Here is a 12,642-nt window from a genome sequence, read left to right on the forward strand (position 1 = left end):
GACGCGGCGGCGGGGCCGAGCAGCACCAGCGCGGCGAGCGCGGCGGCGGCCACCGGGGCTCCCGGGGTCACTCGCGCCGCCGGCCGTCGCCGGTCCCGTATCCGCTTCTGTGTCCGCATCGGTGCCTCCCGGGTGGTTCGGCCGGTCACTTTACCCGCGCTTGATGTGGACGAGAACCGGCTGCCGACGGTTCCGGATGGTTGGATCGGGGCGGCGGCGCTGCCACGGGCGCCGCCGGACGGAGGGACGAGGGCGATGAGCGGCGCGGCGCGGACGGGGTCACCGGCGGACGGCGGGGACGCGGGCGGGAACGTCGGCGGGGACGGCCGGCACGCGGCGGACGGGCACGACCTGATCCGGGTGCACGGGGCCCGGGTGAACAACCTGAAGGACGTCAGCGTCGAACTGCCCAAGCGCCGGCTGACGGTGTTCACCGGGGTGTCCGGGTCGGGCAAGAGCTCACTGGTGTTCGGGACGGTCGCCGCCGAGTCGCAGCGGCTGATCAACGAGACGTACAGCGCCTTCGTGCAGGGCTTCATGCCGTCGCTGAGCCGCCCCGAGGTGGACGTGCTGGAGGGCCTGACCACGGCGATCGTCGTCGACCAGCAGCGGATGGGCGCCGATCCGCGCTCGACGGTGGGCACCGCGACGGACGCCAACGCGATGCTGCGGATCCTGTTCAGCCGGCTCGGCGACCCGTACGTGGGCCCGCCGCCCGCGTTCTCCTTCAACGTGCCGACGGTGCACGGCGCGGGGGCGATCACGGTGGAGCGCGGCGAGGGGACGACGACCGAGAAGCGGACCTTCGGGCGGGCCGGCGGGATGTGTCCGCGCTGCGAGGGGCGGGGCAGCGTCTCGGACATCGACCTGGGGCAGCTGTACGACGGCTCGAAGTCGCTGAACGAGGGCGCGCTGACCATTCCCGGCTACAAGCCGGGCGGCTGGAACTACCGGCTGTACACCGAGTCCGGCCTGGTCGACCCGGACAAGGCGATCGACGCGTACGGCGAGCGGGAGCGGCACGACTTCCTGTACCGGGAGCCGGTCCGGATGAAGATCGCCGGCATCAACATGACCTACGAGGGCCTGGTGCTGCGGATCCGCAAGTCGATGCTCGCCAAGGACCGGGCCGCCCTGCAGCCGCACGTCCGCGAGTTCGTGGACCGGGCGGTGGCCTTCGCCACCTGCCCCGAGTGCGACGGCACCCGGCTGAGCGCGGCCGCCCGCGCCTCGAAGATCCGGGGCCTCTCGATCGCCGACGCCTGCGCCCTGCAGATCAGCGATCTCGCCGACTGGGTGCGGGAGTTGGACGAGCCGACGGTGGCCCCGCTGCTGGAGTCGCTGCGCCAACTACTGGACTCCTTCACCGCGATCGGCCTCGGCTACCTCTCGCTGGACCGCCCCGCCGGGACGCTCTCCGGCGGCGAGGCGCAGCGGGTGAAGATGATCCGGCACCTGGGCTCCTCGCTGACCGACGTCACGTACGTCTTCGACGAGCCGACCACCGGCCTGCACCCGCACGACATCCAGCGGATGAACGCGCTGCTGCGGCAGCTGCGCGACAAGGGCAACACGGTGCTGGTGGTGGAGCACAAGCCGGAGACCATCGAGATCGCCGACCACGTGGTCGACCTCGGCCCCGGGGCCGGGGCGGCGGGCGGCGAGGTGTGCTTCGAGGGCAGCGTGGCCGGACTGCGGGCCAGCGGCACCGTCACCGGCCGGCACTTCGACGACCGGGCCGCGCTCAAGGCCGAAGTGCGCACCCCCACCGGGGCGTTGGAGATCCGCGGGGCGGACGCGCACAACCTGCGGAAAGTCGACGTGGACGTGCCGCTGGGCGTGCTGACGGTGGTGACCGGCGTGGCGGGCTCCGGGAAGAGCTCGCTGGTGCACGGTTCGCTGGTGAGCGGCGCGGCGCTGGTGAGCGGCGCGGCAACGGCGGGCGGCGCGGCAACGGCGGGCGGCGCGGCAACGGCGGGCGGGGGCGTCCCGGAGGGCGTGGTGGCGATCGACCAGAGCCCGATCCGGGGCTCGCGGCGCTCGAACCCGGCGACGTACTCGGGCCTGCTGGAGCCGATCCGCAAGGCGTTCGCGAAGGCCAACGGGGTCAAGCCCGCCCTGTTCAGCGCCAACTCGGAGGGCGCCTGCCCGGAGTGCAACGGCGCGGGCGTGGTCTACACCGACCTGGGCATGATGGCCGGCGTGGCGACGGTCTGCGAGGAGTGCGAGGGCCGGCGCTTCCAGGCCGCGGTGCTGGAGTACCGGCTCGGCGGCCGGAACATCGCCGAGGTGCTGGCGATGTCCGTCGACGCGGCCCGGGAGTTCTTCGCCGCCGGCGAGGCCCGCACCCCCGCCGCGCACGCCGTCCTGCAGCGGCTCGCCGACGTCGGCCTCGGCTACCTGACGCTCGGCCAGCCGCTCACCACGCTCTCTGGCGGCGAGCGCCAGCGCCTCAAGCTGGCCGCCCGGATGGCCGAGAAGGGCGGCGTGTACGTGCTGGACGAGCCGACCGCCGGCCTGCACCTGGCCGACGTCGAGCAACTGCTGGGCCTGCTGGACCGGTTGGTCGACTCCGGCACCTCGGTGATCGTGGTCGAGCACCACCAGGCGGTGATGGCGCACGCCGACTGGATCATCGACCTCGGCCCCGGCGCGGGCCACGACGGCGGCCGGATCGTCTTCGAGGGCACCCCCGCCGCCCTGGTCGCCGACGGCAGCACCCTGACCGGGCAGCACCTGGCGCGGTACGTGGGGGCCGCCCCCTCCGCGCGGAGCTGACGCACCGTCACCGACCGTCGCCGTGAGCTGCGCCCGCGCGGCCGGGCGGCGACGGTCGGCCACCGCGCCGATCCCTTCCGTGACCCCCCATCACTCCCCCGCATCACCTCGGCAAAGTTTTCGTCCCGGGCCGGGAATACGCACGACAGCGCGGCGGTCCCGGCCGAGAATGACAGCCGATCTTCACGGGGTACGGCTTCACTGGGCACCACGGAGTACGGGGGAGAGCATGACCACCGAAATACCGCTGACCGCACTGGACGACGCACTCTGGGAGGGCTTGGAGACCGCGCACTGGTCCAGCCCGGCGACCATGGTGCCGCGGGTGCTGCACCGCCTGTCGCTGGCCGGACCGGACGCCCGGCCCGAGGACTGCGAACTGCTGCACTGCCTCGTCCCCGCGCCCGGGCGGCCCGCGCCGTCCGCCGCCCACGCCGCCCTGCCGCTGCTGCTCGCGCTGGTCACCGACCCGGAGATGGGCCGCACCCGCGTCCCGCTGACCGCGCTGCTGGCGCGCCTGCTGCCCGCGGACCCGGCGCTGACCGAACGGCACCGCTCCGGCGCCCTGCCGCTGCTCGCCGACCCGGACCCGGCGGTGCGCCGCGCCGCGCTCCCGCTCGCCCCCGACCCGGCGACCCTGCTCGGCCTGTGGCGCACCGAGACCGACCCGTCCGTCCGGCTCGCCCTGCTGCGCGCGCTCGCCCTCACCGGCACCACCGGCGCCCGCGCCGTCCTCGCCGAGACGCTCACCGAGGACCACCCCGCGCTGTACGTCGCCGCCGTGCACGCCTCCGCCGGGTTCGACGTCGACCTGCCGGTGCGCCACCTGCGCCGGGTGCTCAGCCTGCTCACCGACCCGGCGCTGCGCCCCCGCTTCGAGAACGTCTGGTACGTCGCGCACCGCCCCGACCCGCTGACCCGCGAACACCTGCTCTGGGCCAGCTACGGACTGCTGGCGCACCGCCCCGACCTGCAGGACGCCTTCCCCGGCGAACTGCTCGCCGCGGCCGACCGCGCCGGCGACGAGGCGCTGCGCCGGGAGGCCGTCCTGCTGGCTCGGCACCACGCGGGCTGAGGGCCAGGGCCTGCGGACGGACGCGGGCTGAGGGTCCGGGGGTTGAGGGCCCAGGGGTTGAGGGCCCGGGGGCTGCGGACGGGCCCGGGCTCAGTCCGCCACGGGGCGCAGCGCGGCGGCGGCCAGGGCCGCGCGCAGCCTGGTCAGCCGGGCGATCTCGGCGTCCAGCGCGGCCAGCCGGTGCCGGACGACCGGGCCGCCTGCGGGGTTCGCGCCGCAGCGGCGGGCCGGGTCGGCGACCAGCAGGTCGAAGGACTCGGCGTGGCCGCGCAGGTCCTCGATGGTGAGGCCGAGGCCGAGCAGCGTGCGGATCACCCGGATCCGGGCCACGTCCGTGCCGTCGTAGACCCGCTGGCCGCTGGAGGTGCGGGCGGGCGGCGGCAGCAGGCCGCGCTGCTCGTACAGGCGCAGCGCCCTGGGCGTGGTTCCGGCGGCGGCGGCCGCGTCCCCGATCCGCATGTCCATCAGGTCCTCCCCGGTGGCCGTTGACCGGTCGCCGGTCACCGTCCACCGGTCGAACCGCCGGGTCGGCCCGGACATTCCGGCCGCCGCCGACCCGGCCGCCGCCACCGTTCGCCGCCGGGTTACAGCTCGACCAGGACGGTGCCGAAGTGCCGCCCCTCGGTCATCTCCTGGAACGCCCGCGGGGCTTCCTCCAGGCCCTTCGCCCGGACGTGCGGGAAGGTGATCGCGCCGGAGCGCAGCCACTCGCCGAAGCGGGGCAGCCACTCGGCCTCCACCTCGGCGTGCCCGGCGTTCGCGTACCCGCTCACCCGCAGGCCCTTGACGATGACCTGGAAGGCGTCCAGCCGCAGCGGGGCGGCCCCGGCGGTCCCGGCGGCCGCGAACTGGTCGGCGAGCGCGCCGACCAGGGCGGCGCGGGCGCCCGGGCGGGCGGCGGCGAGGGCCGCCTCGGCCTGGTGGCCGCCGACCGTGTCGAGCAGCAGGTCGATGCCGTCGGGGGCGGCCTCGGCGAGCTGCCGGGCGAAGCGCTCGGCCCGGGCCGGACCGTCCGCGCCGTCGGTGCGCTCGTCCACCAGGACGGCGTCGTAGCCGAGTTCGCGCAGCCGCGCGGCCTTGGCCGGGGAGCCGGTGGTGCCCAGGACGGTGCCCGCGCCGAGCAGTTTGGCGGTCTGCCCGGCCAGCGTGCCGACGCCGCCGGCCGCGCCGGTGACCAGCACGGTGTCGCCGGGCCGCAGCGGCGCGGTGCGGGTCAGCGCGCCGTAGCCGGTCGCGCCCGAGGTCAGGTGGGCCGCCGGGTCGGGCAGCCGCCCGTCCAGCGGAGCGAGCCCGGCCGGGTCGACCACCGCGTACTCCCGCCAGCCCTGGAAGTGCGAGACCAGGTCGCCGGGACGCAGCCCGCTGCCCTCCGGCGCCAGGACCACCTCCCCGACGGCGGCCCCGAACAGGGTGCCGCCGACCTCGATCGACGGGAACGGCGTGTTCGGCGGGGTCTCGCCGAGCAGCGAGGCCAGGCCCGCGAAGACCTGGAACCACCGGTTGCGCACCAGCACCTGCCCCTCGGCCGGTTCGGGCGCGGCCACCTCGACCACGGCCAGGTCGGCAGCCGCCGGACGGCCCTGCGGACGCCGGACCAGCCGGACCTCGCGGACGGTTCCGGGCACGCTCGCGGGCAGGCTTCCGGGCACACTCATGACGGCTCCTCGACTCATCGGGGGGGGGACGCCGGGCGCGGTCTCGTGGACGGCGCCGGACGGGAAGTGCCGGAACGCTAACCCCTGACCCGCGGGTCAGGGTCAACTCCGGTGAGCGGTACGGAGACCGGCCGCGCGGCCGCGCGCGGGGCGACCGGTCGGCGGCACCGTGGCGCGAGCGGCCGCCGGTCCGCGGGTGAGCGGCCGGGCGCCGACGCCTCGGGGAACGGCCGCTCCGCGTCCGGGGCCGTGGCGGCGCGGACCCACGCGGTTCGGCGCGGTTCGGCGCGGTTCGGCGCGGTTCGGCGCGGGCTGTGGAACGGGCCCCGGGCGGCGGGTGCGCGCGGCGGTCCCGCGGCGGATTGCACACCGTCCGGCCGGGTAGCCGGGAGGGCGAAGCCGCGCAGACCCTACGGAGGCACCGATGGCCGCGCACCGCGACTCCGCGCCCGAGGACCCCAGCCGGGCACAGGACCGGCAACAGGGCGGGGAACGGGGCCGGGGCCGGCCGGACGCCGAGGGCGACCGGCGCTACGGCGACCGGGCCGCCGACGTCCGGCCCACCCGCGAACCCGATCCGGAGGTCCACGGCCCGCAGGAGGGTTACGACGCCACCGCCGACGCCGACGCCACCGCCGACGCCGCCCGCCGCACCGGCGCGCCCCGCGCGCCCCGCGCGGACGATCAGGACGCGGCCACGGACCGGCGGCGGGGACGGCGGTGAACGCCGCCGCGTAGGCGTGCGGTCGCGTGGTTCAGCGCCGTCGCGCCCTCCTCGCCGTCACCCTCCCTCTCGCCGGGTTCCGTTCCGGCCCGCCCGCTTTCCGGCCGCCCGTCCCCCGGCGCTCCCGCGCGCAGGGCGGGGAGTGCGCCGCGCGGCGGAAGAGGAAGGGCTCGTGTCGATCGCGGGTGTGGCGGTGGCGGCGGTCCAGGTCGTGATCGGGGCCGGCATCGCCCGGTTCGGGGTGCGCTCGCAGCAGTCGGCGCGCCGCCACGGCGCCGAGTTCTCCGGCCTGCGGCTGCTCCGGCGGGTGCGGTTGGTCCTGGTGCTGCTGGGGTCGGCCGTGGCCTGCCTGGGCGTCCTTCGCCTGGTGCCGCCGCCGTGGGACCGGCTGTTCGTCTTCTTGGTGCTGCTGCTGGCGTTCACGGTGGTGGCGCTGCTCGTGGCCGAGGCCGCCCGCGGCCGCCGCGCGAAGGGCTGACCGCGGCGGTCCGACGACCGTCCGACGACGGCGCGGTCACCGTCCGGCGGCCGTGCCGGGGAGCAGGAGGGCGATCGCGTCGCCGATGAGGGCCTCGCCCCGGTCGGCCGTGATCCGCCGGGCGGTGACGAGCGTCGAGGTGCCCTGGACGGTCGCGGACAGCAGCAGGGTGAGCCGTTCGACGTCGGAGGCGGGGTAGGCCCCGGCCGTGACGCCCGCGTCCATGAGACCGGCGAGGGTGGCGAAGAGGCGTCCTGCGGCGGCGCGGACCGGTTCCGGGGGTTCGTCGGTCTTGGTCGTGAACATCAGGTCGAGCAGCGCGGGTTCCCGGACGGCGAACCCCAGGTAGGCCGAGGCCGCGGCGTGCAGGGTGCGGGCGTGGTCGTCCTGCGCGTCACCGGTGGCGGCCCGGGCGGCGGCCCGGCCCGCGGCCTGCCGGATCTCCTCGTCGAGCCGGAGGAAGCCGCGTTCGGCGAGCGCGTCGAGCAGGGCGCCGCGGTCGGGGAAGTGGCTGCGCGGGGCCCCGTGGCTGACGCCCGCCTCGCGGGCGAGTTCGCGCAGCGAGAGGGCGTCCAGGCCGCGTTCGCGGAGCACCGCCTCCGCCCGTTCGAGCAGGGCGGCTCGGAGGTTGCCGTGGTGGAAGGGCCGGTGGGGCATGGGCCCATCCTATCCGCAAGTAGGCATTGACTACTTTATAGACACTGCCTAGTCTCGGGGCCGGACACCGAAACGCCCAGGGAGAGAGGCCCCGAGATGACGCACCAGAACACCGCACTGTGGCTGCCGAAACCGGGCGCGCCCTTCGAGGTGGGGCCCGCGCCCTACACCCCGCCGGCGGCGGGCGAGGTGGTCGTCCGGGTGCGGGCGGTGGCCGTCAACCCGATCGACGACCTGCCGGGCCCCCTCTACCGGCTGGCCCTGCCCTGGCTGGCCTTCCCCGCCGTGGTGGGCTCGGACGTCGCGGGCGAGGTCGTCGAGACCGGCCCCGGGGTGACCCGGCTGCGTCCGGGGGACCGCGTCCTGGGGCACGCGTTCGGGGTCGACCGCTCCCGCAACCGTCCGGCCGAGAGCGCCTTCCAGCACTACGCCGTCCTGCTGGAGCACATGGTCTGCCCCGTCCCGGAGTCGATGCCGCTGTACCGGGCGGCCGTGCTGCCGCTGGCCCTGTCGACCGCCGCGACCGGCCTGTTCCAGCCGGACCACCTCGGTCTCGCGCTGCCCGGGCCGGCCCCCGCCGACCGCGGGGAGACGGTGCTCGTCTGGGGCGGCTCGACCAGCGTCGGGAGCAACGCGGTCCAGCTCGCCCGCAGCGCCGGCTACCGGGTCCTGGCCACCTCGTCCCCGCACAACTTCGACCGCCTCCGCGCCCTGGGCGCGGCGCACGCCGTCGACCGCAACAGCCCGACCGCCGTCCCGGAACTCCTCGAACTGATCGGCGCCGGACCGCTCGCGGGCATCCTGGCGATCGGCGCCGGTTCGCTCCGCCCGGCGGTCCGGATCGCCGCCCGGGCCCCGGGCGGCCGGCGGATCGCCTCGGCCCGGCCCGCGCTGTTCACCCGCGTCCCGGGGTGGCTGGCGCGGCGGCACGGGGTGCGGGTGAGCAGCATCTGGGGCGGCACCCTGAAGGACAACGAGGTCGGGCCGGCCGTCTACACCGGCTTCCTGCCGGCCGCGCTCGCCGCCGGCGCCTACCGGGCCGCCCCGGACGCCACCGTGGTCGGCCACGGCCTGGCCGCCGTCCCGGAGGCGCTGCGGGAGCTGAAGAAGGGCGTCAGCGCGCAGAAGCTCGTCGTCACCCTCTGACCTCCCCCCGCCCCATCTCCCGCGTGGGGCCCGCCCGTTGTCGGCGGCGGCTGGCAGGCTGGCCCGATGAGCGACGAAACCACCGGGCGACCCGCCGAACGACCCGTCGGACGGCCCACCACCGCGCCGCAGACCTTCTCCCCCGCCTGGGCCGACGCCGCGGGCCGCGCCGACCCGCCGCTGGTCGGCGACGAGCGGGAGGTCCTGCTGTCGTACCTGGAGTTCCACCGCGAGACCTTCGCGCTGAAGTGCGCGGGCGTCCCGACCGGGCGGCTCTCCGAGTTCCTGGTGCCGCCGTCCGGGCTGACCCTGCACGGCCTGGTCCGGCACCTGGCCGGGGTCGAACAGTGGTGGCTGCAGATCCAGTTCGCCGGGGACGAGTCCCGACCGGTGCTGTACTACTCGGACGACGACCCCGACCAGGACTTCGAGCGCCTCGACGGGGACTTCGACGAAGCCTTCGCCACCTGGCGCGCCCAGGTCGAGATCTCCCGCCGGATCATCGCCGACACCCCCTCGCTGGACGCCACCGGCGTCCACAAGGCCACCGGGCAGCCGGTCTCGCTGCGCCGGATCCTGGTGCACATGCTCGCCGAGTACGCCCGCCACAACGGCCACGCCGACCTGCTGCGCGAGCGGATCGACGGCACCACCGGCTACTGAGCGGCAGCACGCCCGGGCCCGCACCCGCCGGGCCCCGCGCCCCCGTCCCGTCCCCGCCCCGTCCGGAAAGTTCCCCGTTCGCTCTCCGTACGCCCGCCGTACGCTCTCCGGGGGTGTCTGCGCCGGTGAGTTTTGGCCCCGTCAGAACGGATTGGCCTGGCCCCACTTTTAGGCCGTCCGGGTGATGGCTCTGGGCGGTGTCGAGAAGGAACGGATTGAAGTGGCCCCACCCCCGATCGGGTGACGTTTCCCCGCTGTCCCGGGGTGGCGGGGCTCGGGTGGCGGTGGCGGGCCCAGGCCGGAACACACGAACAACATCCCGGGCCGCACCTGCCAGCCGACGCCGTCGGCCGCCCTATGGCTTTGGCGCCACGGCTGGCGCAGGCAGGTCGAGAACGCGGGCAAGGGCGGCAACGACCGGACCAGAATGCTCCGGCATCTGCTGATGGACCCAGGCGGTCGCCAGCGCGAGGAAGTTGGTCAGGTCGCGCTCGACGCCAGCGAGCAGGTGGCGGAGCTCGGTCACGGGCAGCTCGATCACCGGGCTGTCGCTCTGCTCGGCGTTGACGGTCAGCCGGACGGTGTCGCCGAAACGTTCTGCAACCGGGGACACGGGCTCGTGGCCGAACCCAAGCAGGCTGCCGCCATCGACGAAAACGTGCCAGTCGCGCCAGTCTTCCAGTCCGTCGCAGCAACCGGGCAGGAAGGTGACCCCCGTGGAGTGGTCGGTGACTCGCAGGCCACCGGCCGCGTAGAGGTTGTCGAAGGTCAGCAGTCCATGAAGGAAGGACTCAAGCGGGTCAGTCGGCCGTGGCGGGCGGTCACCGTCAGGATCGATGTCGTTGCAGCCGATGATGCGCATCATCGCCGTCCCGACCTCGGCGGGTGAGAGTTCGCCGTTCAGGGTCAGGAAGGCGAACGGCGCGACTCCAGCGATAGGCCAGAGGCCGAAGCCCGCGGGTGTGTTGATCTCCAGAACAGGCTGCATCACGATCACCTGGCGCAGTGTTCCGCACTCTTGCCCGTATCGCCCCTCGATTACGCCGAGCATCTCGCCTCTTCCGAACCCTGAACGCACCTTCGGTCGTACTGGCATGCAGACGCAGTTGCCGCCGACACCTCACCGCGCGGGCCGTCAGGTGGGGCCAACCTAAACCGTTCCTCGGTGGGGCCACTTGCAGCCGTCACCCCGGGGCCAAGAAACACCGTCCTAGACACCGGGGGCTTTCCGGACGGGGGCGGTAGCCTGGACAGGGTGCCCCTTCTCGTCAGCCGTCGCCACGTGGACCTGCTCCGCGTCACGAGCGCGTCCTGTCGTCGCTCCGCCTGACCCCATCCCGTCTCCCGGCCCCGCTCCCCCGTTCCTCCCGTTCGGACGCGCGGGCCCCCGTTCCCCCGGCCCGTCCGGCGCGATCCGCCGTCCCCGCCGGGTCCCAGCACCGCGGACGCACCCCCATGACGCAGCAGCACCCCACCTCCCTCCCCGTGATCGACCTCTCGCTCGCCGACGGCACCCCCGCCGACCGGGCCCGCCTGCACGCCGGACTGCGCGCGGCCGCGACCGGCGTCGGCTTCTTCCAGCTCACCGGCCACGGCGTCACGCCCGCCGAGACCGCCGCGCTGACCGCCGCGATGCGGGCCTTCTTCGCCCTCCCCGAGGCCGACCGGCTGGCGGTCAGCAACCTCAACTCCCCGCACTTCCGCGGCTACACCCGCACCGGCGACGAGCACACCGGCGGCCGCCGCGACTGGCGCGACCAGCTCGACATCGGCCCCGAACTGCCGCCGCACGTCCCGGCCCCGGGCGAGCCCGCGTACTGGTGGCTGGAGGGGCCCAACCAGTGGCCCGCCGCGCTCCCCGAGCTGCGCACCGCCGCCCTGCACTGGATCGACCGCCTCGGTTCGGTCGCCCGCCGCCTGCTGCACGAACTGCTCGCCTCGATCGGCGCCCGCCCCGACTTCTACGACGACGCCTTCGCCCCGCACCCCCACCTGCACCTCAAGCTGGTCCGCTACCCCGGCAGCGCCCCCGCCGGCCCCCCGCAGGGCGTCGGCACCCACAAGGACTACGGCTTCGTCACCCTCCTCCTGCAGGACACCGTCGGCGGCCTCCAGGTCGAACGCCCGGACGGCACCTTCCTCGACGTCCCCCCGCTGGAGGGCGCCTTCGTGGTCAACCTCGGCGAACTCCTCGAAGTCGCCACCGACGGCTACCTCCGGGCCACCTCCCACCGCGTCCTGTCCCCGCCCGGCGCCCGCGAACGCTTCTCCGTCCCGTTCTTCTACAACCCCCGCCTCGACGCCCACATCACCCCGCTCGACTTCCCGCACGCCCACCACGCCCCCGGCATCACCCAGGACCCTTCGAACCCGCTCCACTCCGACTTCGGCGCGAACGAATTGAAGGGCTACTCCCGAGCTCACCCTGCGGTCACCAGGCGCCACCACCCCGAACTGCTCCCGCTGGGCTGACCTTCGCGCCGATGGACCGGCCGCCCCGGCCGGTGCGACACTGCTGCTGTCACAGTGGGGCCGGGGTGAGGGGTCGGGCGTGGTGGACGGGCCGCGGTGGACGGTGGAGGAGCTCGCGGACCGGGCCGGGGTGACGGTGCGGACGCTGCGGTTCTACGCGGCGAAGGGGCTGCTGCCGCCGCCGGAGCTGGGGGCGCGGCGGGTGGGGTGGTACGGGGCCGAGCACCTGGGGCGGCTGGAGCTGATCGAGGAGTTGCAGCGGCAGGGGCTGACGCTGGCCGCGATCGAACGATACCTGGCCCAACTTCCGCAGGATATCGGCGAGTTGGACTTGGCGATCCACCGCGCCCTGGTCGCCTCCTGGACGCCGGAGTCGGCCGAGGAGGCCCGCCGCGACCAGGTCGAGCGCCGGGCCGGCCGCCCGCTCTCGGACGCCGACCTGGACTCGCTCGCCGCGATGGGCGCCCTGCACCGCACCGCCGAACCGGAGGTGTTCAAGGTCGACCCCGGCCTGCTCCCGCTGGGCGTCCGGGTGCTGGACGTGCCGATCCCGCTGGAGACCCTGCTCGCCGCCCGCGCCGTGGTCCGGCTGCACAGCCGGGCGACCGCCCACGACCTGCACCGCCTCTTCCGGGACACCGTCTGGCGCCCGTACCGGGAGAGCGCCCCGCCCCCCGAGGAGCTGGACCGGATGCGGGAACTCACCGACCGGATCCAGCCGGTGGTGGTGCAGGCCCTGGTGACGGCCTTCCAACGCTCACTGGCCGAGGAGCTGGCCCGCCCGCACCCCGAGGACGCGGCGGCCCGGGACGGCCGGTGACGGGGGGGCGGCGACCGGGGCCGGTGACCGGGGGCGGGGCCCGGCGGCACGGAACGGCGGCGCGGAGTGGTGGCAGCTGTGGGAGCGCTCCCATATTTGGCGGCGGGCGTGTACGATCACGCCGCGACGGCGGTCCGGCCTGCGTCGTCGCAGCACCGTCCGAGCACCGAAGCC

13 protein-coding genes are annotated in these 12,642 nt (G+C 75.2%); 9 read left to right on the forward strand and 4 right to left on the reverse strand.

Annotated features, from left to right (window positions below; all coding sequences use genetic code 11):
• Window positions 1–255: 255 nt before the first annotated feature.
• Complete coding sequence (locus ACWEO5_RS16590; RefSeq protein WP_452163042.1) at window positions 256–2,778, forward strand: ATP-binding cassette domain-containing protein; 2,523 nt, start codon at window positions 256–258, stop codon at window positions 2,776–2,778.
• 229 nt (window positions 2,779–3,007) lie between these two features.
• Entirely contained in the window at window positions 3,008–3,853 is an 846-nt protein-coding gene (locus ACWEO5_RS16595; RefSeq protein ID WP_452163043.1) for a hypothetical protein, read from the forward strand.
• Between the two features lie 90 nt (window positions 3,854–3,943).
• On the opposite strand, the gene ACWEO5_RS16600 is transcribed toward ACWEO5_RS16595, so the two are convergent.
• Both ACWEO5_RS16600 and ACWEO5_RS16605 read right to left on the reverse strand, forming a co-directional pair.
• Window positions 3,944–4,312 (reverse strand): MerR family transcriptional regulator, encoded by a 369-nt coding sequence (locus ACWEO5_RS16600; protein ID WP_452163078.1) that lies wholly within the window; start codon window positions 4,310–4,312, stop codon window positions 3,944–3,946.
• 125 nt (window positions 4,313–4,437) lie between these two features.
• Window positions 4,438–5,508 (reverse strand): zinc-binding dehydrogenase, encoded by a 1,071-nt coding sequence (locus ACWEO5_RS16605; RefSeq protein ID WP_452163044.1) that lies wholly within the window; start codon window positions 5,506–5,508, stop codon window positions 4,438–4,440.
• A gap of 424 nt (window positions 5,509–5,932) precedes the next feature.
• Here ACWEO5_RS16605 and ACWEO5_RS16610 point away from each other — a divergent pair, with 424 nt between their 5' ends.
• The gene (locus ACWEO5_RS16610; protein WP_452163045.1) at window positions 5,933–6,232 is read left to right on the forward strand and encodes a hypothetical protein; all 300 of its coding nucleotides are present in this window, start codon (window positions 5,933–5,935) and stop codon (window positions 6,230–6,232) included.
• 172 nt (window positions 6,233–6,404) lie between these two features.
• Window positions 6,405–6,710: a hypothetical protein gene (locus tag ACWEO5_RS16615; protein WP_452163046.1), complete on the forward strand. Its 306-nt coding sequence runs from the start codon at window positions 6,405–6,407 to the stop codon at window positions 6,708–6,710.
• A gap of 36 nt (window positions 6,711–6,746) precedes the next feature.
• Here ACWEO5_RS16615 and ACWEO5_RS16620 read toward each other — a convergent pair whose 3' ends face one another.
• On the reverse strand, window positions 6,747–7,367 hold the full coding sequence (locus tag ACWEO5_RS16620) for a TetR/AcrR family transcriptional regulator (RefSeq protein ID WP_452163047.1): 621 nt from the start codon (window positions 7,365–7,367) through the stop codon (window positions 6,747–6,749).
• Window positions 7,368–7,463: 96 nt separating this feature from the next.
• Here ACWEO5_RS16620 and ACWEO5_RS16625 point away from each other — a divergent pair, with 96 nt between their 5' ends.
• Complete coding sequence (locus ACWEO5_RS16625; protein ID WP_452163048.1) at window positions 7,464–8,513, forward strand: zinc-binding alcohol dehydrogenase family protein; 1,050 nt, start codon at window positions 7,464–7,466, stop codon at window positions 8,511–8,513.
• Between the two features lie 66 nt (window positions 8,514–8,579).
• Window positions 8,580–9,176: a DinB family protein gene (locus ACWEO5_RS16630; RefSeq protein WP_452163049.1), complete on the forward strand. Its 597-nt coding sequence runs from the start codon at window positions 8,580–8,582 to the stop codon at window positions 9,174–9,176.
• A gap of 355 nt (window positions 9,177–9,531) precedes the next feature.
• Here ACWEO5_RS16630 and ACWEO5_RS16635 read toward each other — a convergent pair whose 3' ends face one another.
• Window positions 9,532–10,164 carry a hypothetical protein gene (locus tag ACWEO5_RS16635; RefSeq protein WP_452163079.1) on the reverse strand — a complete coding sequence of 211 codons (633 nt, stop codon included), beginning with the start codon at window positions 10,162–10,164 and terminating at the stop codon, window positions 9,532–9,534.
• 267 nt (window positions 10,165–10,431) lie between these two features.
• On the opposite strand from ACWEO5_RS16635, the gene ACWEO5_RS16640 reads away from it, so the two are divergent.
• From ACWEO5_RS16640 to ACWEO5_RS16650, 3 genes are all read left to right on the forward strand, one after another.
• Window positions 10,432–10,506, forward strand: a complete 75-nt coding sequence (locus ACWEO5_RS16640; protein ID WP_380234127.1) for a putative leader peptide — start codon at window positions 10,432–10,434, stop codon at window positions 10,504–10,506.
• A gap of 125 nt (window positions 10,507–10,631) precedes the next feature.
• Window positions 10,632–11,648 carry an isopenicillin N synthase family dioxygenase gene (locus ACWEO5_RS16645; protein ID WP_452163050.1) on the forward strand — a complete coding sequence of 339 codons (1,017 nt, stop codon included), beginning with the start codon at window positions 10,632–10,634 and terminating at the stop codon, window positions 11,646–11,648.
• Between the two features lie 82 nt (window positions 11,649–11,730).
• Window positions 11,731–12,468 (forward strand): MerR family transcriptional regulator, encoded by a 738-nt coding sequence (locus ACWEO5_RS16650; RefSeq protein WP_452163080.1) that lies wholly within the window; start codon window positions 11,731–11,733, stop codon window positions 12,466–12,468.
• Window positions 12,469–12,642: the final 174 nt, after the last annotated feature.

The organism is Kitasatospora sp. NPDC004272, from assembly GCF_053603035.1.

Excerpts from the sequence above, each read along its gene's own strand:
- ACWEO5_RS16590 (WP_452163042.1), top strand. The coding sequence starts at position 256 with ATGAGCGGCGCGGCGCGGACGGGGTCACCGGCGGACGGCGGGGACGCG.
- ACWEO5_RS16595 (WP_452163043.1), top strand. The coding sequence starts at position 3,008 with ATGACCACCGAAATACCGCTGACCGCACTGGACGACGCACTCTGGGAG.
- ACWEO5_RS16600 (WP_452163078.1), bottom strand. The coding sequence starts at position 4,312 with ATGCGGATCGGGGACGCGGCCGCCGCCGCCGGAACCACGCCCAGGGCG.
- ACWEO5_RS16605 (WP_452163044.1), bottom strand. The coding sequence starts at position 5,508 with ATGAGTGTGCCCGGAAGCCTGCCCGCGAGCGTGCCCGGAACCGTCCGC.
- ACWEO5_RS16610 (WP_452163045.1), top strand. The coding sequence starts at position 5,933 with ATGGCCGCGCACCGCGACTCCGCGCCCGAGGACCCCAGCCGGGCACAG.
- ACWEO5_RS16620 (WP_452163047.1), bottom strand. The coding sequence starts at position 7,367 with ATGCCCCACCGGCCCTTCCACCACGGCAACCTCCGAGCCGCCCTGCTC.
- ACWEO5_RS16625 (WP_452163048.1), top strand. The coding sequence starts at position 7,464 with ATGACGCACCAGAACACCGCACTGTGGCTGCCGAAACCGGGCGCGCCC.
- ACWEO5_RS16630 (WP_452163049.1), top strand. The coding sequence starts at position 8,580 with ATGAGCGACGAAACCACCGGGCGACCCGCCGAACGACCCGTCGGACGG.
- ACWEO5_RS16635 (WP_452163079.1), bottom strand. The coding sequence starts at position 10,164 with ATGCAGCCTGTTCTGGAGATCAACACACCCGCGGGCTTCGGCCTCTGG.
- ACWEO5_RS16645 (WP_452163050.1), top strand. The coding sequence starts at position 10,632 with ATGACGCAGCAGCACCCCACCTCCCTCCCCGTGATCGACCTCTCGCTC.